At 75.0% G+C, this 25,450-nt stretch carries 16 protein-coding genes; 8 read left to right on the plus strand and 8 right to left on the minus strand.

Annotation, left to right across the window (positions count from 1 at the left end; translation table 11 throughout):
* Positions 1–561 (plus strand): CAP domain-containing protein (locus I6A81_RS27495; protein ID WP_203010357.1); only part of this gene is annotated, 561 nt, incomplete at its 5' end.
* 224 nt (positions 562–785) lie between these two features.
* Here I6A81_RS27495 and I6A81_RS27500 read toward each other — a convergent pair.
* Both I6A81_RS27500 and I6A81_RS27505 read right to left on the minus strand, forming a co-directional pair.
* Positions 786–2,051, minus strand: coding sequence for an ABC transporter substrate-binding protein (locus tag I6A81_RS27500; RefSeq protein ID WP_203003355.1), 1,266 nt, complete (start codon positions 2,049–2,051; stop codon positions 786–788).
* 270 nt (positions 2,052–2,321) lie between these two features.
* Complete coding sequence (locus tag I6A81_RS27505; protein WP_307874952.1) at positions 2,322–3,029, minus strand: NADPH-dependent FMN reductase; 708 nt, start codon at positions 3,027–3,029, stop codon at positions 2,322–2,324.
* Between the two features lie 376 nt (positions 3,030–3,405).
* Between I6A81_RS27505 and mtnB the strand changes: the two genes are divergently transcribed.
* Positions 3,406–4,017, plus strand: a complete 612-nt coding sequence (gene mtnB / locus I6A81_RS27510) for a methylthioribulose 1-phosphate dehydratase (protein ID WP_203003359.1) — start codon at positions 3,406–3,408, stop codon at positions 4,015–4,017.
* 83 nt (positions 4,018–4,100) lie between these two features.
* Here the strand turns inward: mtnB and I6A81_RS27515 are convergent, their stop codons facing one another.
* Positions 4,101–5,270 (minus strand): LacI family DNA-binding transcriptional regulator, encoded by a 1,170-nt coding sequence (locus tag I6A81_RS27515; protein WP_203003354.1) that lies wholly within the window; start codon positions 5,268–5,270, stop codon positions 4,101–4,103.
* A gap of 68 nt (positions 5,271–5,338) precedes the next feature.
* On the minus strand, positions 5,339–6,346 hold the full coding sequence (mtnA, locus tag I6A81_RS27520; protein ID WP_203003358.1) for an S-methyl-5-thioribose-1-phosphate isomerase: 1,008 nt from the start codon (positions 6,344–6,346) through the stop codon (positions 5,339–5,341).
* Between the two features lie 636 nt (positions 6,347–6,982).
* Between mtnA and I6A81_RS27525 the strand changes: the two genes are divergently transcribed.
* From I6A81_RS27525 to hrpA, 4 genes are all read left to right on the plus strand, one after another.
* Positions 6,983–7,600 carry a 1,2-dihydroxy-3-keto-5-methylthiopentene dioxygenase gene (locus I6A81_RS27525; protein ID WP_203003353.1) on the plus strand — a complete coding sequence of 206 codons (618 nt, stop codon included), beginning with the start codon at positions 6,983–6,985 and terminating at the stop codon, positions 7,598–7,600.
* A complete protein-coding gene (gene mtnC, locus I6A81_RS27530) occupies positions 7,597–8,370 on the plus strand; it encodes an acireductone synthase (RefSeq protein WP_203003352.1) in 774 nt (257 codons plus the stop codon). The genes I6A81_RS27525 and mtnC overlap by 4 nt, the downstream gene beginning before the upstream one ends.
* A 596-nt stretch (positions 8,371–8,966) precedes the next feature.
* Positions 8,967–10,466 carry an NAD(P)/FAD-dependent oxidoreductase gene (locus I6A81_RS27535; RefSeq protein ID WP_203003351.1) on the plus strand — a complete coding sequence of 500 codons (1,500 nt, stop codon included), beginning with the start codon at positions 8,967–8,969 and terminating at the stop codon, positions 10,464–10,466.
* An 860-nt stretch (positions 10,467–11,326) separates the two neighbouring features.
* Positions 11,327–15,535, plus strand: coding sequence for an ATP-dependent RNA helicase HrpA (gene hrpA, locus I6A81_RS27540; protein WP_238429192.1), 4,209 nt, complete (start codon positions 11,327–11,329; stop codon positions 15,533–15,535).
* Positions 15,536–15,568: 33 nt separating this feature from the next.
* Here the strand turns inward: hrpA and I6A81_RS27545 are convergent, their stop codons facing one another.
* Positions 15,569–16,114 (minus strand): Clp protease N-terminal domain-containing protein, encoded by a 546-nt coding sequence (locus tag I6A81_RS27545; RefSeq protein WP_203003349.1) that lies wholly within the window; start codon positions 16,112–16,114, stop codon positions 15,569–15,571.
* A 24-nt stretch (positions 16,115–16,138) separates the two neighbouring features.
* Positions 16,139–16,339, minus strand: coding sequence for a helix-turn-helix domain-containing protein (locus I6A81_RS27550; protein WP_203003348.1), 201 nt, complete (start codon positions 16,337–16,339; stop codon positions 16,139–16,141).
* A 295-nt stretch (positions 16,340–16,634) separates the two neighbouring features.
* Here I6A81_RS27550 and I6A81_RS27555 point away from each other — a divergent pair, with 295 nt between their 5' ends.
* The gene (locus I6A81_RS27555) at positions 16,635–18,053 is read left to right on the plus strand and encodes an ATP-binding protein (protein WP_203003347.1); all 1,419 of its coding nucleotides are present in this window, start codon (positions 16,635–16,637) and stop codon (positions 18,051–18,053) included.
* 72 nt (positions 18,054–18,125) lie between these two features.
* Here I6A81_RS27555 and I6A81_RS27560 read toward each other — a convergent pair whose 3' ends face one another.
* The gene (locus I6A81_RS27560) at positions 18,126–19,427 is read right to left on the minus strand and encodes a wax ester/triacylglycerol synthase domain-containing protein (protein WP_238429186.1); all 1,302 of its coding nucleotides are present in this window, start codon (positions 19,425–19,427) and stop codon (positions 18,126–18,128) included.
* A gap of 360 nt (positions 19,428–19,787) precedes the next feature.
* Positions 19,788–23,537: a BTAD domain-containing putative transcriptional regulator gene (locus I6A81_RS27565; RefSeq protein ID WP_203003345.1), complete on the minus strand. Its 3,750-nt coding sequence runs from the start codon at positions 23,535–23,537 to the stop codon at positions 19,788–19,790.
* 265 nt (positions 23,538–23,802) lie between these two features.
* Between I6A81_RS27565 and I6A81_RS27570 the strand changes: the two genes are divergently transcribed.
* Entirely contained in the window at positions 23,803–25,272 is a 1,470-nt protein-coding gene (locus I6A81_RS27570; RefSeq protein WP_203003344.1) for an FAD-binding oxidoreductase, read from the plus strand.
* Positions 25,273–25,450: the final 178 nt, after the last annotated feature.

Genomic DNA, 25,450 nt, shown 5'->3' on the forward strand with positions numbered 1-25,450 from the left:
CGGGCGCCCGCGCCCGGGGGCCGGGGCGCCCCGCGGGGGGGGGGGGGCCCGCGGCCGGCGGCGCCCGGTCCTGGGCCGCGTCCCGGCGCGGCCCCCCGGCCGGCCGGACCGCCGGGCCAGCGGGCGCCGGATGGCCCGCCGTGGGCGCCCAGGTCCGGGGACGACGCCGACCGCCTCGCCGAGGTGATCGCGCTGACCAACCTGGAACGCCAGCGGCACGGGCTCGCGCCGCTCGCGCCTGACCCGCTGCTCGGCGTCGCGGCCGCGGCGCACAGCGAGGACATGGCTCGTCGCCGGTTCTTCGACCACCGCAACCCGGACGGCCTGCAGGTCGCCGACCGGGTGACGGCGCTGGGATACCGGTACGCGACGGTGGCCGAGAACATCGCGGCGGGCCAGCGCACCCCGATCGAGGTCGTCGAGGGCTGGATGAACAGCCCTGGCCACCGCCGCAACATCCTGCTCCCCGAGATCACCCAGATCGGCGTCGGCTACGCCGAGAGCGACGACGTCTACGGCTGTTACTGGACCCAGGTCTTCGGCACCCCGCGCGGTTGGTGAAGCGTGGCCGGCCCGACAGGCTCGCCGGATGGCCTGGTCCGCCGGACGGCCTGGTCCGCCGGAGGACCACCCGCCGGCCCACTGGCCGACTGGCCGACCGGTCGGCCGGATGCGCCGGCCGACTGGCCGGCCGGTCTGCCGGGCGGCGCGGTCCGCGCCGCGCCGGTCCGCCGGGAACGGCGAAGGCCGGACCGATGACGGCCCGGCCTTCGCCTACGGAGGGGTCAGGACCCGGCCTGGGTCAGGATCTGCAGGGCGTCGTAGGTCTCGGTGCCGAGCGGCAGGTAGCTCTTGGTCGCCGAGTCCCAGCGCACGCCGCGCATCGTGGTGTTGAACAGCCGCTCCGCCCCGGGGATCGGGGACGGCTTGGTGAAGTCGAGCGGCGGCAGCACGCCCAGGTCGAGGTTCGACGTCTTGTTCAGTTGCGCGAGCAGCGCGGCCGACGTCAGCTCGTCGCCCGGGATGGCGTTCGCGACCTGCTCCACGATCTGCACCGACAGCCAGGCGCCGAGGGTGTTCGTCGAGGTGATGCTCTTCGCGGGGTCCGCCGCGGGGTCGCCGTCCGCGGCCGCGGCCTCGGCCTCGAGCTCCTTGACCGCCCGGGCGACCTCGGGGAACGCGTCGGCCTGACTGAGCTCGGGGAAGGCGCTGGCGAGGACGACCGAGTCGGCCTGGGCACCCTGCTCGATCAGCCAGTCACGGGAGAGGACTCCGAGGGAGTGGCAGTACTTCTGGTCGGTGCCGCCCGCCTGAATGACCGCGTACGCGGCCTGGTCGACGACGACCAGGACGGTGCCGTCGACGCCGCCCCTGGTCAGCTGGGTGGCGGTCGGGGTGAAGTCGCTGGTGTCGATCGGGACCCGCGGCTCGAGGGCGAGCGGCGAGCCGGCGTTCGTCGCGCCGATCTCGGCCATCTTCACCAGCCGGTCGGACAGGCTCAGGTTGTAGCCGACGAGGCCGAGCTTCGTCGCGCCGGCCTTCTTCAGCAGGGCCGGGCAGACCGCGGGGTAGTACGTCAACGGGCTCAGCACGAAGCTGACCGGCGACGACAGCTCCGACAGGTCGGCCGAGATGCCGCTCGAGCCGATCGACGGGATGCTCGCCGCCTCCAGGATCGGCATGATCCCGCCGCTGGCGCTGACCTCGTTGACGACGGCCAGCACGTTCTCGTCGACCGCCCGCTGGGCGCAGGCCTTGGCGGCCTCCGGGTCGTTCTTCTCGTCGCAGTGGACCAGCTCGACCTGGTGCCCCTTGATCCCGCCGCGCTCGTTGAGCCCGCGCACGGCCGCCTTGGTCGCGGCGAGCATGTCCGGGTAGTTCGAACCGGCCGTGCCGATCGCGGAGATGACCATCAGCTTGACCGGGGCGCCGCTGGCGACCGGGGTGCCGCCGGTGTCACCGCCGCCGCTCCCCGACTCGCTGCAGGCGGCGAGCGCCACGGCGCTGCCGAGCGCCGCCGCGGCGAGGCGCAGCGTGTGCCGTCGTCGCACCTGGGGCCTCCAATGTCCTCGTCGTACGCCGGCCGGTGGTGGGCGCGGCCGGCGCGCGGGCAGCGCGGGCCGGATCCGTTGTCCCGCTGGTGTTCTGGCACGGCGGTCAGGGCAACGTCACGGTAGCCCGGGCCGTTTCGCCCCTTACGGGAGGGTCGGCGCTCGTCATGCGCCGACGGCTCGCCGGCGGCCGCGCCGGTGGCCACCACGTACCCCCGCGGCGGCGCGGGTGAGTCCCGCGGGTCGCGAACCTCTCAGATCGCGAACCTCTCAGATGAGGTGCGACCAGGCGTAGCAGAAGCCCATCATCTGGTCGGTGAGGGTGCCGAACCGATCGGCGACGGCCGGGCTCGCGATCGCCCCATAGGGGTCGATGGTGGCGCACTCCTGCTGGGTCAGCCGGATGCCCAGGGGGGTCGGCCAGCCGCCGAGGGCGTGCACCGTGGCGCGTAGGGCCGGCAGCGCGCCGCCGACGCCCGAGCCCTCCTCGCAGGCGAGCAGCCCGACCGGCCGGGCGTCCAGGCACGGCCGGGGGGCGTCCCGCAGGTCCCACAGGTAGTCGAGAGCGTTCTTGATCAGGCCGGAGGTCCCGCCGAGGTAGTCGGGGGCGGCGATGACCAGGCCGTCGGCGCGGCTGATCTCGCCGACGAGGCGGCGCACCCCCGGCGGCCGTTCGTCGCTGTCGGGCTGATAGGGCGGCAGATCCAGCTCGGTGACGCTCAGCATGACCGTCTCCGCGCCGGCCTGCGCGAGCATCCGGGTGGCCGCGCCCAGCGCGCGCATGGTGGGCGACTCGGGCCGAGACGACCCGCACAGCCCGACGATCAGTGGTCTGCGCCGTCCTGCCTGCCCCGGGCCGACTCCCGGAGTACGCCGCTCCAGCCCCGGCGCCCCGCGGTCGGCCGGCGGGCTAGGGGATCGGCGGACCGCCAGTGGCGAACCGTCGCGCACCATCGGGACGGTCCCGAAGTTGTCCACTCGTCACGCCCCCTCTACCTGCGCCGATGGTCCTCAGCCTATGGCGACCGCCGCGCGCCCGGGATGGGGGGTAGTGGGCGTGTTTGTCCGATGGTGGTCCCGTGGTCGTCGCGTGCCCAGCCGACGCGGCGGGCGCCCGCTGTTGACCCAGCGGCACTTGGCGGTCGCTCAACCGTGGCGCGCGGCGCGGCCGGTGGCCGCGCCGGCCAGTCGCTGGTCCCGGGCGGGACCGCCGGGAACACGGCCGGGAGCGAACGTGGCCAGAAACGAGCGCCGCCGGGAACGCGCATCGCCGGGAAACGCGCATCGTCGGGAACACGGACGCCGGCCGTGCCAGTGTGGAGGAGTGGCGAACGCCGGGATGACGGATGCCGGGATGACGCCGCCCACGGGGGCGGGCCTCGCGGCCGCCGCGGCGGCGCTGGCCGCGGAGGCGGCCCGGTTCGCCGGGCTGGGCTGGATGCGGGCCACGTCGGGGAACCTGTCCGTGGTGCTTCGGCGTGACCCGCTTCGGCTCGCGGTCACCGCGTCCGGAGGCGACAAGGGTGAGCTGACCGCCGCCGACGTCGTCGAAGTGGACGACGCCGGCCGCCTCGTCGCCGCCGTCAGCGCGGCGCGGCCCTCGGCGGAGGCGGCGCTGCACGCGCGGATCGCGGCCGTGACCGGGGCGGGCTCGGTGGTGCATCTGCACACCCTCGCGTGCGTGCGCGCGGCGGCCCGCCAGCCACGCGGGGTGGAGTTCGCCGGGCTGGAGATGCTCAAGGCACTGGGGCGGCCCGCCGATGGGGAGGCGACCCGGCTGCCGGTCGTCGCGAACAGCCAGGACATGGCCGTGCTCGGCGACGCCGCGCTCGCCGCGCTGGAGCCGGGCGTGCCGGCGTTCCTGGTCGCCGGCCACGGGATGTACGCCTGGGGCGAGGACCTGCGCGCCGCCCGCCGGCACGCGGAGGCCGTCGACTGGCTCTGCGCCCTGGCCCACGAGGCCTGACCAGGGCGCTCGGCGCGCCTGACCAGGCCGGGCGGGGCGTCAGGCCAGGCCAGGCCGGGCGTCAGACCAGGCCGGGCCGGGCGTCAGACCGCGTGGCCGGACGCCCGGGGGTGGGCGGCGGCGCGCCGTCCCGCCGCGCCGCGCGCCTTCGGCGGCCGCGCGGCGATCCCCACCTCGGTCGGGGGCAGCATGCGCTGCTCGGCCCGGGTGTCGCCGGAGGCGACCATCCGCACGGCGCCCGCCGCGATGCTGGGCACCGGGCTGCGCACCGCCGCGTACGCGTGCCGGCGCGCCCCCGGCGGCGGCGGGTCGTCGTCGAACCCGACGACCGCCACGTCGTCGCCGATCCGCAGCCCGCGGGCGTGGCAGACCTCGACGACCGCGGTGGCCAGGCCGTCGCCGGCCGCGAAGACCGCCTCAGGCGGCCCGTCGGCGTCGAACGAGGCGTCGAGCGCCTCGGCGGCCTCCGCCACCCCGAGCCGGGAGCGCACCAGCCGGCCCGGCTGGCCCAGCTCGGCCTGGTGCGCGAGATAGGCCTCGGTCCGCTCCCGCGCGCAGGGCAGGTCGTCCGGGCCGGCGACGAGCGTGATGCGCCGCCGGCCGAGGCCGGACAGGTGGGCGAGCGCGGCCTGGGACGCGAGCGGGTTGTCGACGTCGATCGCCGCGACGTCCGGGGCGCAGGCCCCGAGGGTGACCGTACGACGCAGCACGGGGCGTGGCAGCGCGGCCAGCGCCGCGCGGCTGGGGTTGATGACGACGAGGCCCGCGAGCGCGCGGTCGCCGGCCAGCTCCCGCAGCCCGGCGCGGTCGCCGTGCTCCAGCCTGCGCAGGAAGACGCCGAGGCCCGCCGCGCCGGCCTCCTCGGCGGCCGCGTACGCGACGGTGCCGAAGAACCGGTCCTCCTCCGGGCACCAGGGATGCGAGATCGCCACGATGGCGACCCGGTCACCCCGCCCGCCGGCGAGCGCGCGAGCGGCGAGGCTCGGCACGAAGCCGAGTTCGTCGGCGGCGGCGAGGACCCGGCTCCTGGTCGCCGGGAGGACATGGCTGCTGCCGTTGAGGACGCGGGAGACCGTCGCGCGCGACACCCCGGCCAGGGCCGCGACGTCCTCGATGGTGTGTCCGCGTCGCGGCCCGTCGTCCCGTGGCGCGCTCTCCTCGGCGGACGGGCCCTCCTCGGCCTGGTGGCCGGCGACGCGGCCGCCGGCGGCGGCTCCGGACCACCCGTCCGACGCCCGCTCGGTATGGCTCATGGCGACCAGTGTCGGCCGATCGCCCAACCGGGTCCAACTCCGTTCCAGTGGGCCGGCGGGCAGCCCTGTCAGGCGGGGGAGCCGGGCGGGCTGGCGCCGTGCTCGGTGACGAGGGCGCTGACCAGGCCGGCCGGGGTGACGTCGAAGGCCGGGTTGTGGGCCCGGGCCTCCTTCGGGGCGACCAGCCGGCCGGACCAGGCGAGGACCTCGTCGTCGGCGCGTCGCTCGATCGGGATGCCGGCGCCGCTCGGCAGGTCCGGGTCGACCGTCGAGGCGGAGGCGGCGACGATGAACGGGATGCCGGCGTGCGCGCAGGCCAGGGCGACGCCGAGGGTGCCGACCTTGTTCGCGACGTCGCCGTTCGCCGCGATGCGATCCGCGCCGACGACGGCGACGTCGACCAGGCCGCCGACGATCGTGCCGGCCGCGGCCGCGTCCACCTGCACCCGGTAGTCGATGCCGGCCTCGGCCAGCTCCCAGGCGGTGAGCCGGCTGCCCTGCAGCAGCGGCCGGGTCTCGTCCACGTAGACCAGCTCGACCCGGCCGCGGGCGTGCAGCTCGCGGATGATCCCGAGTGCCGTGCCCCAGGCGGCGGTGGCCAGCGCGCCGGTGTTGCAGTGGGTCAGGACGCGCAGCGGCCGGTCGCCGAGGCGGGCCAGGATCCAGTCGGCGCCGTGCCGGCCGATCGCCCGGTTGGCCCGCTCGTCGGCGTCGGCGATCGCGTGCCCGACCGCGACGACCGCCTCCAGCCCGTCGTCGACCCGGGCGTAGGCCGCGTCCACCCCCTGCGCCAGCGCGAGCGCGGTCGGGCGGGCGGCGCGCAGCCGGCCGACGGCGGCGGTGAACGCCGAGCCGTCCCATCCCTCGCGCGCCGCCTGCACGATCGCGAGCGCCACTCCGTAGGCACCCGCGATCCCGAGCGCGGGGGCGCCCCGGACGGCGAGCCGGCGGATCGCGGCCACCAGGTCGTCCACCCGGTGGATCTCCACGGAGGCGAGCTGGTCCGGCAGCAGCGTCTGGTCCAGCAGCTGAACCGCCGAACCTGTCCAGCCGACCGCGCGCGGGGTCGCGCCGATCTCCGCCACCTCGGCCGGCCGGCGCGCCGCCGACGGCGGCTCGGCGGGCGCGGGGTCCGCGGCCGCCGCGGAGGACGGCCACTGGGGGGAAGGCGCCACCGGCCGTGACGCGGACGGTGGTGACGTGGATGCCGGTGACGCGGATGGCGGTGACGCGAGGGGCGCCGGCTCGGATGGCGGCGGGTCGGAGGGCGGGAACGGTGAGGAGGACGAGGCGACGGCCGGCCGGGGGGAGGACGGCGGCCAGTGCGACCCGCGCGCCGGGCGCGCGGGCGGGGGAGGCGGCGGCCACCGGTGCGGTGGCCGGGACGCCGTCCGCGGGGGCACGGGCGGGTCGTCCGGCCGCTGGGACGAGGAACCGGCCAGACCATCGCGATCAGGGACCGGCGGCTCCGACATGTCGGCACTATGCGGATCGGGCGTGCCGCCGGTCAAGGCCGCCCGCGCCGATCCGTCGACGCGGCGTGGTCCCGCGCCGGTCGGAACCGGGGCCAGGGGTGGGCGCTTGACGGCGCTTCGCGAGGGGCCGGACGATCGGACGCGAGCCGACCACCGGCCGGCCAGCGGCGGCGCCCGACGGCCGGCGGCGCGGGCGGAGCCGGCGGCGACGGCCGACGGCGGATGGAGGAGGCAGCGATGACCGCTCTGACGACGTGGCCGGCGAACGACCCGACGGACATCGGGCGGCAGACCTCGGACCCCGTCGAGATCGCGGCGGTCCTCGGCGAGCTTGGCTTCCGGTTCGAGCGCTGGCCGCTCGCCGCCGGCCTCCCGGCCGGAGCGCCCGCCGAGGACGTCCTGGCCGCCTACCGCGACCCGATCGCGCGGATCGTCGAGGCCGAGGGCTTCGTCCAGGTCGATGTCGCCTCGCTGCACCCGACCGGCGCCCCGGGCTTCGCGGCGACCGCGGCCGGGGCGCGGGCGAAGTTCCTCGCCGAGCACACCCACGCCGACGACGAGGTGCGCTTCTTCGTGGCGGGCAGCGGTGTCTTCTACCTGCACACCCGCGACGCCGCCCGCGGCGAGCAGGTGCACGCCGTGCTGTGCGAGGCGGGCGACCTGCTGTCCGTGCCCGCGGGGACCACCCACTGGTTCGACATGGGCACCACACCCTCGTTCACCGCGATCCGGTTCTTCCGGGATCCGGATGGCTGGGTGGGCGACTTCACCGGCAGCGACATCGCCACCCGTTTCCCCGACTTCGACGCGCTGGCGCGCCGCGCCGCGGTCGCGGCGGCCGCGCCCGGGGCATGACGCGGCCGGGCACGCCCCGCGGGACCGTCGCCGGGGCAGGGCACGTCGCCCTGGCCGGCGTGACGGCCGTCGTCCTCGACATCGAGGGCACGGTCAGCCCGACCGAGGCGGTCGTCGGCACGCTCTACCCGTATGCCCAGGCGCGGCTGGCGGGCTGGCTGGCCCAGCACGGCGACGACCCCGAGACAGTCCGGGCCATCGCCCAGGTGCGCGAGCTGATCGGCGAGCCGGACGCGGACGTCACGCGGGTCGTCGCGGCGCTCGACGACTGGCGCGCGCGGGACGTGAAGGCCGCCCCGCTGAAGACACTGCAGGGGCGGATCTGGGCGGCCGGGTTCGCCGCCGGCGAGCTCACGGGGGTGTTCTTCGACGACGTGGTGCCCGCGCTGCGGCGCTGGCACGCGGCCGGGATCACGCTCGCGGTCTACTCGTCGGGCTCCGTCGCCGCTCAGCGGGCCTGGTTCGGCCACGCCGCCGGGGGAGCCGGCGACCGGCGCGACGACCTGCGCCCGCTGCTGGCCGGCTACTTCGACCTCGACAGCGCCGGCCCGAAGACCGACCCGGGCTCGTACGCGCGGATCGCCGCCGCGCTTGGCGCCGCCGCGCCGCGCCCGCCGCTGTTCCTCACCGACCGGCCCACCGAGCTCGACGCGGCGAACGCCGCCGGCTGGACGACGGTCGGCGTGGCGCGTCCCGGCGAGCCCTACGCCGGCGCGCTGGCCGGCTACCGCCACGTCGCGTCGTTCGCCGATCTCGACCTGGCCGGGTGAGCCAGCCCGCGCCGTGCGCGCGGGCGTTTCGGAACGGGCCTTTTAGGCGCGGCATTCCGAACGTGGGCTTTGCGGGGGCGGGCCGTTCCCGGGTGCGCGGCCCCACGCGTCCGCCGGCTCCACGCGTCCGCCGGGTTCGCGACGCCAGCGGTGACGCCTGCCGGCCGCCGGCCGTCCGCGGTCGCCCGTGCCTGGGGCGCCGGGGCGCCGGGGCCCGAAGGTGCCGGTTGGTCCCGCCCGGAGCTGTCGAGTGGCCGTGCCCGGGGAATGGCGATGACTGAGCGGCACTTGAAACAACCACGACCGGAATCCCATTTGTGGAGAACCAGCTGTTTACCCGAGCGTTTCCTGGCGCGCGTCGGCCTCACCTTGTGGCCCGCGTCACCGTGATCTGGCCAACATTCTGTCACTGTGATTTCTGTGACAGCACCACCGTGCGCGCGGGACCCGTTTGCGGGTTGAAGCTCACGCTGGCGCGCCGTTCACCCGGGGATGTTCCTGTGAGAGGCTTGAAGAGAACACGGCAACGCGTGACGCGCCGGCCCGGTGGGGCGAGCAGCCTTTCACCGCGGCGGGCAGAAGAGTGGAGAGGAATTGTGACCGCGAACACCACTGCCACCGGTGACACCCGCTTCGGCCCGACCGGGGGCGGTGCCTCCCGGCATCGTGTCCTGGTCATCGGCTCCGGGTTCGGGGGGCTGTTCGCCGCGCAGGCGCTCCGCGGGGCGCACGTCGACGTCACCCTCGTCGCGAAGACCTCCCACCACCTCTTCCAGCCGCTGCTCTACCAGGTCGCGACGGGCATCCTGTCGGAGGGCGAGATCGCCCCGTCGACCCGCGAGGTGCTGCGCCGCCAGGCCAACGCCCGGGTCGTGCTCGGCGAGGTGACCGACATCGACCTCGCCGGGCGCACCGTCCGCTCGGAACTGGTCGGCCGCGCGACCGTGCACCACTACGACAGCCTGATCGTCGCCGCCGGCGCCGGGCAGTCCTATTTCGGCAACGACCAGTTCGCCGAGCACGCGCCCGGCATGAAGAGCATCGACGACGCCCTCGAGCTGCGTGGCCGGATTCTCGGCATGTTCGAGCTGGCCGAGGCCGCCACCGATCCGGCGGATATCGAGCGACTGCTCACCTTCGTCGTCGTCGGCGCCGGCCCGACCGGTGTGGAGATGGCCGGCCAGATCGCCGAGCTCGCGCATCGCACGCTGCGCCGCGATTTCCGCCACATCGACCCGACCAAGGCGCGGATCGTGCTTCTCGACGCGGCGCCGGCGGTGCTCCCCGCGTTCGGGGACAAGCTCGGCGACTACGCCGTCGACCGGCTGCGCCGGCTCGGCGTCGAGGTCGAACTCGGCGCGAAGGTCACCGACGTCGACGCGACCGGCATCGAGGTCGAGAACACCGACGGCACCCACCGGCGCATCGAGTCGGTCTGCAAGGTCTGGGCCGCCGGCGTCCAGGCGAGCCCGCTGGGCAGGCAGCTCGCCCTCCAGTCGGGCGCCGGCCTGGACCGGGCCGGCCGGGTAGAGGTCCAGCCGGACCTGACGCTGCCCGGCCATCCCGAGGTCTACGTCATCGGCGACATGATGTCGCTGGGCCGGCTGCCGGGCGTCGCTCAGGTCGCCATCCAGGGCGGCCGGCACGCGGCCCGCGACATCCGCGCCCGGATCGAGGGCAAGGAGTCCGGCAAGTCGTTCAAGTACCACGACAAGGGCAGCATGGCGACGATCTCGCGGTTCAGCGCGGTCGCCCAGATCGGCCGGCTGCGGCTGACCGGCTTCCTGGCCTGGCTGATGTGGCTGGCCGTGCACCTCGTCTACATCATCGGCTTCAAGCACCGGGTGACGACGCTGCTGCACTGGGCCGTCAGCTTCGTCGGCCGCGGCCGTTCCGAGCGGACCGTAACCGAGCAGCAGATCTTCGCCCGTACGGCGCTCAACCGGCTCGGCGACGATTTCTCGCCCTCGCTGCCGCCGAACCCGAGGGTTCGGCCATCCTGGGGCGGGACCGGCCCGGGCGTCGCCGTCGTCCCCACCCCGGCCAGGCCGGCCGACCGCAGGGAGCCTGAGCCAGCCACCTCCGGCGCCGTCTGACTCCTGCTCCTCCAGGACCCCACGCCGGCGCGGCGCGGACGGACTCCCTCGGTCCGCCGCCGCGCCGGCGTGGTCGTTCTCGTGCCCGGGGCGGCCGGGGAATATGGCTCGCGGGACACACGCTGACAGACCAGGATGGGCCTGGGGATCGCCAGGCCGCCTGTGGCCGGGCGCCGGGTCACGCGGTCGCGGCCGACCGCGGACTGGCGCTGGGCGGTCAACCCGGTGAGCGAGGGAGTGAGCGAGTGGAGGTCGCGCCTGACGAAGGAGGGCGCGGCCGGAGCTCGTGAAGCGACGGAGCGAACTCGCGACCTGTGAGCGTAGGAGTGAGCGAGTGGAGGTCGTGTCTGACGAAGGAGGGCGCGGCCGGAGCTCGTGAAGCGACGGAGCGAACTCGCGACATTGTGGGACCCTGAACGCCTTCTCGAACCTTGGACCAGCACGCCTTGACGTCGTCGAACGCCCAGCAGCCGGCCGGATCGCCGCCCGGCGTCTCCGGCGACCCCACGGACCGGTCGGCGCCGGTCGCGGCCACCGGCGGGAACCGCTCGGAGCGGCCAGATTCGGGGGTCCCGGGGGATCGGCGAGGCCCGGGGTCCCCGCCGGATCGGCAAAGCCGATCTGGGAGGTCTGCCGGCAGGCCCGGAGGCCGATCCGGGAGGCCCGGGCGCCGGGCGGGGTCCGGGGACCGCGGCGCGGGCCCCAGCGCGGGTCGCGGGCCCGGCGCGTCTTCCGGATCGGTGACGAAGACGACCGCGGGGCCCAAGGGCCGGCGGGAGCGGGACGGCGGGCGCCCGGTGGAGCTGGGCGGCGCCGAACGCGCGGAGCTGGCGGGGCTGTCGGCCCGGCTGCCCGCGCTGATGGCGCGCGACGGGCACCGGCTGGCGCGGCGGCTGGACGCCGCGCGGCACGAACCGGACGAGGCCGCCCGGGCCCGCGCGATCGCCGAGATCACCAGTGAGGTCGAAACGGCGGAGATCCGCGTCGCCTTGCGCCGGGAGGGCACCCCGAAGCTGAAATATCCGGCTGAGCTGCCGGTCAGCCAGCGCAAGGACGAGATCCTCGCGGCCATCCGGGACAACCAGGTCGTCATCGTCGCTGGGGAGACCGGGTCGGGAAAGACGACGCAGATTCCGAAGATCTGCCTCGAGCTCGGCCGTGGCGTCACCGGGCTGATCGGGCACACCCAGCCGCGTCGGCTGGCCGCCCGCACCGTCGCGGACCGTATCGCCGAGGAAACGGGCGCGGGCGGGCTCGGCGGGATCATCGGCTACCAGGTGCGGTTCACCGACCAGGTCAGCGAGGACACGCTGGTCAAGCTGATGACGGACGGAATCCTGCTGGCCGAGATCGGTACCGACCGGCTGCTACGCCAGTACGACACGCTCATCATCGACGAGGCGCACGAACGCAGCCTCAACATCGACTTCATCCTCGGGTATCTCCACCGGATCCTGCCCCGGCGCCCCGACCTCAAGGTCGTCATCACCTCGGCGACGATCGAGACCGAGCGGTTCTCCCGCCACTTCGGCGACGCGCCGATCATCGAGGTGTCGGGCCGTACCTACCCGGTCGAGGTCCGCTACCGGCCGGTCGTCGACCCGGACGACCCGGTCGCCGACCCCGACCGTGACGTCGTCACCGCGATCTGCGACGCCGTCGACGAGCTGTCCACCGAGGGGCTCGGCGACATCCTGGTGTTCCTCTCCGGCGAGCGGGAGATCAGGGACACCGCGGACGCGCTGGCCCGCCGGCCGAGCAGGGAGCTGCTGCCCCGGGAGATCCTGCCGCTGTACGCGCGGCTGTCGACCGCCGAGCAGCATCGGGTGTTCCAGCCGCATCCAGGGCGGCGGATCGTGCTCGCCACGAACGTCGCCGAGACCTCGCTGACCGTCCCCGGTATCAAGTACGTCATCGACGCCGGTACGGCGCGGATCTCCCGGTACAGCCACCGGCTCAAGGTGCAGCGGCTGCCGATCGAGCCGGTGTCACGGGCGTCGGCGAACCAGCGGGCCGGGCGGTGCGGGCGGACGTCGGACGGCATCTGCGTCCGGCTGTACGCCGAGGACGACTTCGAGACGCGTCCCGAATACACCGACCCGGAGATCCTGCGGACCAATCTCGCCTCGGTGATCCTTTCGATGGCGGCGCTCGGGCTCGGCGAGGTCGCCGACTTCCCGTTCCTGGACCCGCCGGACCCGCGCCAGGTCACCGACGGCATGGCGCTGCTACACGAGCTCGGCGCCTTCGAGTCCCCGGGTCCCCGCCGGCCGGCCAGGGCGGCCGGCAAAGGCGAGCTTGGCGACGGCGCGGCCGGCGGGCCCGGCGTGGCCTCGGCCGTCGGGGCCGCGCCGACCATGGCCGAGGACGCCGAGGCTGGTGGCGCCGGTGAGCGAACCCCGAAGCTGACGCCGCTCGGGCGTCGGCTCGCCCGGCTGCCGGTCGATCCGCGACTGGCTCGGATGATCCTGGCCGCCGACGAGCAGGGCGCGCTCGCGGAGGTACTGGTGATCGCCGCCGCGCTCGCCGTCGGTGACGTGCGCGAACGGCCCGCCGACGCGGCACAGGCGGCGACGCAGCAGCATGCCCGCTTCACCGAGCCGACCTCGGACTTCCTCGGTTACCTGAACCTGTGGAACTACCTGCGGGAGAAGGCCGCGGAGCTTTCCTCCAACCAGTTCCGACGGCTGTGTCGCGCCGAGTTCCTGCACTACCTACGGGTGCGCGAGTGGCAGGACGTCCACGCGCAGCTGCGGCAGTCGGCCCGTTCGCTCGGCCTGTCGACGGGCGCCACGCCGGCGAGCCCGCAGCAGATCCACACCGCGCTGCTGACCGGCCTGCTGTCGCACATCGGCCTGTTCGACCCGGAGAAGCGCGACTACGCCGGCGCGCGCGGCGCCCGGTTTTCGATCTTCCCCGGTTCCGCGCTGTTCAAGAAGCCGCCGCGCTGGGTGGTCGCCGCCGAGCTGGTCGAGACCTCCCGGCTGTGGGGCCGGATCGCGGCGAGGGTCGAGCCCGAGTGGATCGAGCCGCTCGCCGCGCACCTGGTCCGCCGCTCCTACAGCGAGCCGCGCTGGTCGCGCCGCGCCGCCGCCGTCGTCGCCACCGAGAAGGTGACGCTGTACGGCGTGCCGATCGTCACCGCCAGGACGGTGAACTACGGCGCGATCGATCCCGCCCTGTGCCGGGAGCTGTTCATCCGGCACGCGCTCGTCGAGGGCGACTGGGACACCCGGCACGTGTTCTTCACCGAGAACCAGCGGCTGCTCGCCGACGCCGAGGAGCTCGAACACCGGGCGCGCCGGCGCGACATCGTCGTCGACGACCAGACGATCTTCGACTTCTACGACGCCCGCATCCCGGCGGACGTCGTTTCCGGCCGCCATTTCGACGCGTGGTGGAAGAAGGCCCGGCCGGGCACGCCCGGCCTGCTCACCTTCGACCCGGCGATGCTGGTCGCCGAGACCGCCAAGGGCGTGCGCGCCGAGGACTTCCCGGACCTCTGGCCGGCCGGCCCGGGCGGCGAGCACCGGATCGCGCTCTCCTACCAGTTCGAGCCCGGCTCGGCTGCCGACGGCGTCACGGCACACATCCCGCTCGCGATCCTCAACCAGATCGAACGAGACGGGTTCGACTGGCAGGTGCCGGGGCTGCGCGAGGACCTCGTCACCGAGCTGATCCGCTCGCTGCCGAAGGCGCTGCGCCGCAGCTACGTGCCAGCGCCGAACTACGCCCGCGCCGTGCTCGACCGGGTCGGCCCGGACGACGGCCCGCTGCTCGCCGTCCTGGAACGCGAGCTCAACCGCATCGGCGGCGGCACGACGGTCTCCCGCGCGGACTGGGACCTGAACCGGCTTCCGCCACACCTGCGGATCACCTTCCGGGTCTATGACGGCGGCTGGGACCGCGCGGGCCGGGACCGGCGCGAGGGACGGGACGAGCAGGAGAAGGGCACACAGCAGGAGAAGGGCACACGGGCGAAGGGCACGCTCGCCGAGGGCAAGGATCTCGACGAGATCAAGCGTCAGCTGGCGCCGAAGCTGACCGCCGCGGTGTCGGCCGCCGGCGGCGGCCTGGAACGCGCACCGCTGACCGGCTGGGGCGATCTCGGCACCATCCCGCGCACGGTGGAGCAACGATCCGGCCGCCACCAGGTTCGTGGCTACCCGGCCCTGGTCGCCGAGCCCGGCGGTCCCGCCCTGCGGGTGCTCGCCACCGAGGACGCCCAGGCCCGCGCCCACCCGGTCGGCACCCGCGCGCTGCTGCTCGCCAGCATCCAGTCCCCGGTCCGCTACCTCAACGGGGCGCTTTCGAACGCCGAGAAGCTGGCGCTGCGCCACCACCCGCACCCCAGCATCGGCGACCTGCTCGACGACGCGATCGCCGCCGCCGCGGACGCGCTGATCGCCGAGGCCGGCGGCCCCGCCTGGAACGCCGCCGCCTTCGAGCACCTGCGCGACGCCGTGCGCGCCGAGCTGCCGGACCGCGCGCTCGGGGTCGTCCGTGCCGCCGAGAAGGTCCTCACCCTCGCCCACGAGGCCGGGACCCGCGTGGACGCGCTGGCGGGCCGCTCGCCCGCGGGCAACCGGCCGGCGGCGGGCCGTCCCGTCCAGCTGAAGGATCTGCGCGCGCTGTCGTCGGTGCTGGCCGCCACCCAGGGCGGCCCGCGGCCCGCGGCCAAACCCAGCCCGGCGCTGGCCGCGAGCCTCGAGGACCTGCGCGGCCAGCTCGCCGAGCTGGTCTACCCGGGTTTCCTCACCGCCACCGGCGCGGACCGCCTCGACGACCTGGCCCGCTACCTGACGGGCGCCCTGCGCCGCCTCGATCGCCTACCCGCCGACGCCGCCATCGAGCAGCCAAAGCTGGCGAAGATCACCCGCGTCCGCGCCGCCTACGCCGAGCTCGCGGTCGACCTGCTACCACCCGGTGTCCCGCCCGGCCCGGACCTGCTGCGCCTCCGCTGGATGATCGAGGAGCTCCGCGTCAGCCTCTTCGCCCAGACGCTGCGCACCCCCTACCCCGTCTCCGAGGAGCGCATCTACCGCGCCATGGACGACCTGGCCCCCTGAACCGGCCAGACCCCGGGCGTCATGTCCCGGGCATCACGCCGAGCGGCGATCCCGCCCGGCCGCGGCGAGCCGGGCGAGCTCGGCGCGGGCCGCGGCGGCCAGTGCCTCGCGGTCGATGCCCAGGATCCGCAGGGCACGGGGGGTGGTGCCGTGCTCGAGGCCGGCCACGGCGGCCACGACGTGGGCGCCGCACAGCGGCACCCGGGGCTTCGCGCGGACCAGCTCGGTGACGGCGCGGAACGCCTCGCGGGCGGAGGCGTCCGCGCGGTAGGTGGGTGGCACCGGAAGGTCGGCCTCGCCGGGGGCGTCGGCGGCGAGCGGGCCGGGGACCTCGATGCCGACGGCCTCCAGCGCGGCGGCGTGCTGGGCCGCGATCGCCGCGCGCACCCGCGCCAGGTCGACCGTCGGGTCGAGGTGGGCGAGGACCCGTGGCGCCGACCCCTCCGGCAGGGCGAGGGCGGCCAGCAGCAGGTGCTCGGCCCCGGGCTCGGCCCGGCCCGCGTCGCGGGCCTCGGCCTCGGCGCCTTCCAGCAGGGTCCTGAGGGTGGGAATGTCCTTGATCGTGCGGGTCAGCTTCACGGTTCCCGTCCTTGCGGCTCCGGCCTAGCGGCGGGCGAGGCGTTTGTGGGCGGCCTGGGCGGTGACGCCCAGCGCCTGGCCGATCTGGGCCCAGGTCCAGCCCTGCTCGAGCGCGTTGGCCACCGCGGCCCGTTCCAGGCGCTCGGCGAGCTGGCGCAGCGCCACGACGGCCGCCAGCGCGGTCGCCGGGTCGTCCGGCGGGGGGACTTCGACGACATCGGCCATGCCATCAACCTTAGTTGATAGCGCGTCCGTCATCAACCATCGTTGATGACGGGACGTCCCGACCCTCGCCGCCGACGTCAGCTCGCCGGAGCCCCGACGCCCCGCGCCTCAGGCGAGGCTGGTGGCCGTGACCGCCGGCGCGGCGGTCTGCTCTGGGATGGCGGGGGCGTGCGGCGGACGATGGTCGGCATCGGCGCGCGTGGGGCTCCTGCCGGCGATCGACGGTGACCGGTCGTGTCACTTACATCTATGTCACTGACATGAATGTAACTAACATAGATGTTAGTCTGGAGGCATGCGTGAGGACTTCGTTGGTAGGGCCGAGGAGATGGCGCGGCTGGAGTCCCAGCTGGCGGCGGTGCGTGAGGGCCGGGGCCGCCTGGTCAGCGTCCGCGGCCGGCGTCAGGCTGGCAAGTCCAGGCTGATCAGCGAGTTCGTGCGCCGCACCGGCCTGCCGCAGCTCTTCGTGACTGGCGCTCGGCAGGCCACTCTTCAGCGTGATTTGGACCGCTTCGTCGAGGACGCGCGGCTTGACTGTACGCTGCCTGGCGCCGACGGCCTCACCGCTGGTGGCTTCACCAGCTGGGAGCAGGCGCTCCGCGCCACCTTTGCGGCCCTGCCCGCCGACGCGCCCGCGATTGTAGTGATCGACGAGTTTCCATGGCTGCTGGCGCGGGATCCCGGCATCGACGGCACGTTGCAGAAGCTCTGGGACCGCCTCTTCGAGAGTCGCCCGGTGCTGATGTTCCTCATCGGCAGTGACCTCGCGGTGATGGAGTTGCTCACCAGTCACCAACGTCCGCTGTTCGGGCGGGCTCGGGAGATGGTTGTCGAACCATTCTCCATTGGAGACACGGCGCGGATGCTCGCGATCGGCCCTGATCGCGCGTCGGACGCGTTCGATGCCCAACTGATAACGGGTGGTTATCCCCGCCTCCTGCTGGAATGGCGCCGATCGGGCGACATGACGCGGTTTCTCAATGACCAGCTCGCCGACGAGAACTCCGAGCTCGTCGTCACCGGGCAGCGCGTCCTCGACGCGGAGTTTCCGGCCGATCTGCAGGCAGGTCAGGTGCTTCGAGCCGTGGGCGCGGGCGACCGGGCGTTCTCCGCGATCGCCGCCCGCGCCGGCATCGCGGCGACTCCCCTCACCCGTGCCCTCGCGCTGCTGACCGAGAAACGAGTGATCGCGGCGGACCTGCCGACGTCGGTGAAGATCGGAAATCTGTCCCGTTACCGGGTCGCGGACCCGTACCTGCGATTCTGGCTTCGTTTTATCGAGGACGCGGTCAGTGATATCCAGCGCGGCCGCCCCGACCTTGCCAGGACCCGGGTGACGGGTGGGTGGATCAAGTACCGCGGAAGGGCCGTGGAACCGCTGGTCCGCTTGGCGCTCGCCAGGCTCGCGACCGACGACCCCGTCCTGGGTGGTGCCGAGACGGTCGGCGGCTGGTGGCCTCGGAACAACACGCCGGAGATCGATCTGGTCGGCGTCCGTTCCGTCGGCGGGGGGGTGAACGCCGTGACCTTCGTGGGCTCGATCAAGTGGCGGGACAACGAGCCCTTCACCCAACGAGATCTGGACTACCTGCTGCGCGATCGTGCCGCTGTCCCGGGGGGCGAGTTCGCGCCTCCCATTGCCGTGACTCGCACGACCACCGAGGCGGTGGGACTGGCGACCTACGACCCGGCCCGCCTGCTCGGCGCCTGGTAGCCGTTTTCTACGCCCCGCCCGACCCAGAGATCGCTGGTGCCTGTCGGCCGCGACCGGTGCCCGGCTACGTGCTCAGGACAGGCTGGCCGGGCCGGCCGCGAGGTCAGCGGCCTCGTAGACCCGCGCGGCGGTCTGCTCTGGGATGGTGGGCAGGCCCGCGGCGTGCTCCAGGGCGGCGAGCTCGGCGAGCCAGCGCCGGGGGAGGGCGGCGGCGCCCGGCACGTTGGCGTCGGCCGTGACGCCCAGGGAGGCCGTCGGGCTCAGGCCGCCGAGGATCACGAACAGCCGCTGGCCTGGGAGGAGTACCGGCACCGGGAGCGCCTCGGTGAACGGGTGGCCGGCCAGCGCCAGCGGGCCGGGCAGGGTGCCGAGGTTCGAGGTCGTCACCGTGACCCGGCCGGGATCCATGCCGCTCGCCACCGAGGCGGGCCCGAGGCGGGTCGGGATCTTCTCGAACCACCAGCGTTCGCCGGCGGCGACGTCCGCGTCGCCCCGATAGCGGGACGTCTGGCGCCGCACCGCCTCGAACCGGCGCCAGGGCGACGCGACCCCCAGCGGCAGCTCCACCCGGGCGCCCACCACGAAGTTGCCGAGAGCGGCGCGCTCGTCCGGCCGGCGGACGCCGACCGGCATGAGCGCGCGCACCGGGCGTCGCCCCGCGGACGGACGCGACCAGCCGTCGAGCGCGCCGGACAACGCCACCAGGAAGACGTCGTTGACGGTGCCGCCGTAGGCGCGGCCGAGGGCGCGCAGCCGTTCGACGTCCGTCGTCGCCCAGCAGGTGCGCCCGCGTCCGGACGACGGCCGCGCCAGGGCGTCCAGCCCGCCGGTGGGCGGCATCCACCCGAGCAGTCGCCCGAAGGCCGCGGCCTTCGCGCGCGGGCTCACCCGCCCCGCCCGTGACCAGCGCGGCGGCGCGCCGGCGGTCGCGTCCCCGTCGCCGAACAGCATGGTCAGCGCCAGATGCAGCGCCGTCCCGTCGAGCCAGACGTGGCTCGCCCGGAAAAGCACCCAGGTGCTCTCGGGGTCGCCGCCCCGCAGCAGGCAGATCTCCCACGGCGGCGCGTCCGGCGGCAGCACCGCCCGGCACCAGCGCTCGACGAAGGCCCGCCGGCCCTCCGCGCCGCCGTGGACGCGGTGCTCCCGTACCCGGGCGGCCGCGTCGAGGCGCGGATCCGCCGTCCAGACCGGCCAGGCAGCCGAGCCGGCGGAATGTCTCACCCGATGGGTGAGCGCCGGAAACCTCCGTGCGCGCTCGGCGACCGCCGTGCGCGCCGCCGCGAGATCGCAGCGCCCCTCGGCTCGCAGCAGGTACGCGACCGTCACCGGTGCCGCGGGATTCTTCCGCTGATACCCCAGCAACGCGGCGTCCATCCTGCTCAGCGGCCGATTTCCTGCCTCGCCGACCTCAGGAAACATCCACGCCCCCCGGCCCCCGGAACGCCGAAATGATCGGTGCTCCGTCGGAAATGTTTGGCGGGACCGTAGCCGGCGGTGTTTCGCTCTTGGCGTCTTGGCCCGTTCCGCGACGCGGTTTGCGGCGGGCCCGCGCCGAGGCATGCTTTCCGCGCATGAGCTGTGGTTCCGAACAAGGGGTGTTTCGGCACCATAGCCGCTGGGATCATGGGTGGAACGCTCCACGGGTCAGGACTCGCCGTGACCAGGAGCACGTCAACGCCGTACTGCCTACCGGTTCGGGGGACTCGAGGCGTCGAGCCGGGGCGCCGGCGTCCGTTACGCCGGCCCTCCCACCCCATTTCGTCGCGGGTCCGACGGGGAGGTCGCCCCGAGCCGCTGCCGGGCGGCCGTCAGGTAGAGCCGGACCGTGCGCGGCGTCAGGAACAGCGCCTCGGCGATCTCACTCTCGCTGGCGCCGGCGAGGTGCCTCGTCACGATCTGCCGCTCGGTGAAGGTGAGGGTGGCGGCGGTGGGCGCCCGCGGGGCGAGCGGCTCGCCAGCCTCGGCCAGGTGCCCCGCGACCTGCCGGTACAGCCCGGCCGCGCCGCACCGCCACGCCAGCTCGGCGGCGCGGCCGAGCATCGGCACGGCCTGTGCCGGCGGGCTGAGCATGGCCAGCGCCCGCAGGGCGCGCGCGTGCTCCAGGCGCGCCCACGTCGGCTCGAGTGCCGCCGCCGCCTCCCGCAGCTCGGCGAGCCCGTCCGCGCCCCGCAGCTCACCCAGCACCCGCAGGGTCCGGCCCACCGCGATGGGCGCTCCCCAGGCCCGGGCCAACGCGAGCTCGTCCTCCACCAGCGCGACGGCCTCCTCGTGCCGGCCGAGGCCGGCCAGCGCCCGCGCCCGCAGCGACCGCCACGGCCGCCACGCCGGGTTGCGGACGCGGGCCATCACCGCGCGGACCTCCTCGACGCTCGCCAGTGCCTCCTCGTGGCGGCCCTCCGCCACGAGGAGGCGGGCGTGCATCTCCCCGAACAGCCGCGCGCCCTCGGCGAACCGGGACTCATGGTGAACGCGGTCCACCAGGGCGCGGGCCGCCGCCAGGTCGCCCTGGTCGACCAGCACCCCGATCGCGTAGGAGTCGCTGTATCCCGTGCCGAACGGCATACCCCAGACCTGCGACTGCTCGGTGACGATCTGGAACGACTGGCGCGCCTCGCGCAGCTCGCCCCGCTCCCACTCGAGGTGGCCGCGCCACAGGTGGGTCGCCAGCGCGCCGAACACGGTGCCGCGCTGGTAGGAGTGGGACAGCCCGTCGTCCCACATCGCCTCGGTCTCCTCGCCGGCCAGGAGCAGGACGACGCCGGCGACCGCCCACAGCAGCCCGATGTCCACCCGGGTGAGCACGCCGTCGCCGTTGGCGAAGCGCGCGAGCTCGATCGCCTTCGCCCGGTCGGTGCCGTCGACCACCCGTTCCCAGGCGAGCGCGGCGGCGAGCATCCGGGCACCGGGCCCGTCACCGGCCACGGCCGGCTCGGGACCCCGTCGCCAGATCCCCGGGTCGAGGTCGTGCATGTAGCCGCCGATCCGGGCGAGGCCGAGCAGGCCCTGCCGTTCGTCGTCGAGCCCCGGGGGCAGCTCCGCGACGGCCTGGAGGGCGAACCGGGTGGCCTCCCCCGGCGTGCCCGCGAAGACCAGCGTCCTCGCCAGCATCTGCCCCACCTGTGCCCGCTGCGCCCCGGGCTCCAGCGCCTCGTATGCCTCCGCGAGGTGGGGGACCGCCGCGACCCCCTTGCTGATCGCCTCCACCCGCCCGAGGTCGACGAGCAGGAGCGCCCGCACCGTCGGCTCCTGCTGCTCCTGCAGCGCCCGGACCAGGTAGGTCGCGGCGGCGTCGGGAGCGCCGCGGTCGCTCGCCCTGTTCGCCGCCTGGCGCAGGACCTCGATCACCCACGGGTCGCTGCGGTGCGGGACCTGGAGCAGGTGCGCCGCGACCTGTTCGGGGGTGGCGCCGGTCTCGTGCAGGACGCGGGCGGCCCGGTCGTGATGCAGCTGCCGCTCGCCGGGCGGAAGGTCACGGTAGACGGCGTCGGCGACGAGGGGGTGCACGAAACCGAGCGGATACTCGTCGCGCAGCACCTCGGCCCGCGCGAGCGTGCCGACGGCGGCCGCCGCGCCGGCCTCGGACAGGCCGGCCAGGGCGGCGACGATGGGCAGCGCCGCCCCGTTCCCCAGGATCGCGATCCACCGGGCGACGGCTGTGCTCTCCTGCGCCAGCCGGGCCAGCCGCATCAGGACCAGGCTGGACACGGCCCGCGAGCCGATCGCCCGGACGGTGTCGGCATGCGTGGCGTCGGGCCGCACGCCCTCGGCCTGCAGCGCGCGCAGCAGCTGCCGCAGCAGCAGCGGGTTGCCCGCGGTGGTCCGGTGACAGGCCGCGACGAACGCGTCCTCCGCCGCGTCGCCGAGCCGGCCGCGGACGAGGTCCGCGACACCGGCCGCGGTGAGCGGACCAGGGCCGATCAGCACGGTGCCCGGGTCGTGGGTCAGCTCGGCGAGCAGGCCCTCGTCGTCGTGTGGCTCGCCGGTGCGCAGCGTGGCGACGATCAGTATGGGCAGGCCTTCCGCCCGGCGCACCAGGTAGGACAGGAACCGCAGCGACGCGCTGTCGCACCACTGCAGGTCGTCGATGGCGAGCATGACCGGCCCGTCCGCGGCCAGCCGGACGGTCAGCCAGTACAGGCCGTGCAACACGGCCAGCGATCCGTCGGCGCGCTGTGGGGAGCCGGCCGCGGGGCCGAGCGGCGCGACGGCCTCGGCCGGGGTGGCCGGCTCGACGTCGAACACCATGGCCGCGCGCGCCGCCGCGCCGGCGAGGAGATCCTGGCCGGGTGGCGGCGCGGCGACCGCCGCCTCGAAGAGCTGGCGCACGGCACCGAACCCGTACTCCTTCTCCAGCTGGCTGCCCCGAGCGGTGAAGATCCGGGCGGTGTGGGTGGCGGCGAGGCGACGCGCCTCCGCCAGCAGCCGGGTCTTGCCGATCCCGGCGGGTCCCTCGATGACCACCAGCCGTGCCTGGCCGTCGCGGGCGTCGGCGACGCACGCCGCGAGCTCGGCGACCTCACGGTCGCGGTCGACCAGGCTGTCCGGCCCTGACGACCGGGCGGCGGGCACCAGATCCGGCCGCGCGGGCGCCGCCATGGCCGCCGGCGCTGGCACCGGGGCGGATGCCGCTACCAGGGAGGGGGACGTCGGTACCAGGGAGGGGGCGTGGCTGAGCACCTCGGCTTCCAGGGCGCGCAGCGCCGGCCCCGGGTCCACCCCGAGCTCGTCCGCGAGAACGGCCCGCGCCCGGCGCAACGCCCCGAGCGCGTCCCCCTGCCGGTGCGAGCGGTAGAGCGCCAGGACGAGCAGCCGCCACCGTTCCTCCCGCAGCGGTTGCTCGGCGACCAGCGCCTCGATCTCGGGCACCACCACCGCGGTCTCGCCGCAGCCGAGGCGGGCCTCGACCAGCTGTTCGCGGGCCACCTCCCGCAGCTCGGTCAGCCGGGCCACCTCCGCCACGGTCCATGACTCGTCCCGGTACTCGGCGAACGCCGGGCCACGCCACAACTCCAGCGCGTCGACCAGGGTGGCGACGCGCCCCGCGGGGTCGGCGCCGGTGCTGGCCCGGCGCACCAGCTGTTCGAACCGCCAGGCGTCCACCACGTCGGGACCGACCGTCAGCGCGTAGCCCGGACCCATCCGGACGATGACCGAGCCGCGGGACCGGGCATCGCGATCCGGCTCGATCCGGCGCCGCAGATGGGAGACATAGGACTGGAGGGCGCCAGTCGCGCCCGGCGGCGGCTGGTTTTCCCAGAGCAGGTCGATCAGCCGGTTGGCGGGAACGGCGTCGCCGCGGGCCAGCACGAGCAGACCGAGCACCGCGCGCTGGCGCCGGCCGCCGACGTCGAGGGCGACGCCATCGCGGCTGACGGTCAGGTCACCCAGGACGTTGATCCGGAGCGTCTCGTCCGCCGGACCTCGGCCCGCGACGCGGGCGGGGTCGGCGGAGCCGCCTGTGGAACTGTCGGCACCCCCCACCACGGTTTCCCCCTTTTACACCCCTCTACGCCGGGTGGCTGGCGCATACGGCCGAATTATGTACGACAGTCCGCAGGTCAGGTCGCTGGCTGGCCCCATCACACCGCCGCGGCCGGCCGCCTGGCCGGCCGGCGAGGCGAGCAGCGCCCGCCGGCCACGCCCGGCGGAGGTGACGCGGAGGTCAGCGGAGGTCAGTCGTTCGCAAGTCGTCCGCAAGGTGCCCCACGGAGGGTGGGTTGTCCGGGTGAGGACGCCGACAGGAGGGCTCGTGGACGAGACGCCGGGTGTATGCCCCGACCCCGGCCGGGCAGCGGCTCTGCGCGGACTCTGCGGGGGCGCGGTCCTGCTGCCCGGCGACGACGGCTATGACGTGGCCCGCGCCGCCTGGAACCTGGCCGTCGACCAGCGCCCGGCCGCCATCGCCTACGCCGGGGACGCCGGCGAGGTCGCCGAGGTCCTGCGCGCGGCCACCGCCGCCGGCCTGCGCGTCGCGCCGCAGGGCACGGGCCACAACGCGGGCCCGCTCCCGCCCCTGAGCGAGGTGGTCCTGCTGCGTACCTCGGGAATGGTGGGCGTCCGCGTCGACGCCGAGTCCAGGCGGGCCCGGGTACGCGCCGGCGCGCGCTGGATCGACGTCCTGGCGGCGACCGGGCCGCTTGGCCTTGGCACGCTGCACGGCAGCGGACCGGGGGTCGGCGTCGTCGGTTACTCGCTGGGCGGCGGGATCGGCTGGTACTCCAGGGCACTGGGCCTGCAGGCCAACAGCGTCACCGCGATCGACCTGGTCACCGCGGACGGCACGGCGCTGCGGGTGGACGCGGACCACGACCGTGAGCTGTTCTGGGCGCTGCGTGGCGGCGGCGGCAGCTTCGGGGTGGTCACCGCCCTCGAGTTCGCGCTCCACCCGGCGCGCCCCGCCGTCGCGGGGCTCCTCGCCTGGGACTGGAGCCGGACACACGCGGTGCTCGACCGCTGGGCGCGCTGGACCACCGACCTGCCCGACGAGGCCGCCACGTCCTTCCGGATCCAGCGGATGCCGGCCACCGGTCCGGTTCCGCCGCGGCTGCGCGGGCGCACGCTCGCGGTGGTCGGCGGCGCCCTCCTCGACCACGACGACGACGCCAGCGCGCGGCGGCTGCTCGGGCCGCTGCGCGCGCTGCGGCCCGAGGTCGACACCTTCGCCGCGACCGTCCCCCCGGGCCTGGGCCACGGCGCGGACGGTGTGGCCGGTGCCCCGGGGTCGGCCGGCGGGATCGGCTTCGGGGACTTTGGAGGCTTTTCGGATTTCGGCGCGTTTCGTGCCCCGGCGCCGGTCATCGCCGACTCGGTGCTGCTGTCCCGGCTCCCGCCGGCCGCGGTCGACGCCTTCACCGCCGCGGCCGGCCCTGGCTCCGGCTCCACCCATGATCTCGTCGAGCTGCGGCACCTGGGCGGGGCGCTGGCGCGCCGGCCACCGGACGCCGGTTCCCTGCCGCTGGTGGACGGCCAGTTCCTGATGGTCAGCTCGACGGTCGCGGACTCCGCGGCGGCCCGCCGGCGCGGCCGGTCCGAGGCGCGCGGGATCGTCGCGGCGCTGCACCCATACGCCAGCGGCACATCCTGCCTCAATTTCACGACGCGCCAGGTGGATGTCAGCACCGGCTACCAGCCGGAGTCCTGGTCACGGCTGCGTGCCATGCGACGCGCCGTCGACCCGGCCGAACTGCTGGTCGCCAACCATCCGGTGCCACCGTCCTGAGAGCCAGGGCCAGGGCCGGGGACGAAGCTGGTCAGTCGCCCGCAAGGCGGCCACAACCGGCCGCAAGCTGACGTCAAGCGCCTACCAGCACTGTCGATGTCGACCGACCCAGGTCGCCGCCACGCCGCATCGACCGCATCGACCCGTCCATCCGGACAAGGCTTGCTGAGGAAGGCTG

This window comes from Frankia nepalensis (assembly GCF_016786325.1).
GTDB lineage: Bacteria > Actinomycetota > Actinomycetes > Frankiales > Frankiaceae > Pseudofrankia > Pseudofrankia nepalensis.

What these genes read in the sequence shown, in the direction of transcription:
- mtnB (WP_203003359.1), top strand. Translation starts at nt 3,406, where the DNA reads ATGACGCCGCCCACGGGGGCGGGCCTCGCGGCCGCCGCGGCGGCGCTG.
- I6A81_RS27515 (WP_203003354.1), bottom strand. Translation starts at nt 5,270, where the DNA reads ATGAGCCATACCGAGCGGGCGTCGGACGGGTGGTCCGGAGCCGCCGCC.
- I6A81_RS27525 (WP_203003353.1), top strand. Translation starts at nt 6,983, where the DNA reads ATGACCGCTCTGACGACGTGGCCGGCGAACGACCCGACGGACATCGGG.
- mtnC (WP_203003352.1), top strand. Translation starts at nt 7,597, where the DNA reads ATGACGCGGCCGGGCACGCCCCGCGGGACCGTCGCCGGGGCAGGGCAC.
- hrpA (WP_238429192.1), top strand. Translation starts at nt 11,327, where the DNA reads ATGGCGCGCGACGGGCACCGGCTGGCGCGGCGGCTGGACGCCGCGCGG.
- I6A81_RS27550 (WP_203003348.1), bottom strand. Translation starts at nt 16,339, where the DNA reads ATGGCCGATGTCGTCGAAGTCCCCCCGCCGGACGACCCGGCGACCGCG.
- I6A81_RS27555 (WP_203003347.1), top strand. Translation starts at nt 16,635, where the DNA reads ATGCGTGAGGACTTCGTTGGTAGGGCCGAGGAGATGGCGCGGCTGGAG.
- I6A81_RS27560 (WP_238429186.1), bottom strand. Translation starts at nt 19,427, where the DNA reads ATGGACGCCGCGTTGCTGGGGTATCAGCGGAAGAATCCCGCGGCACCG.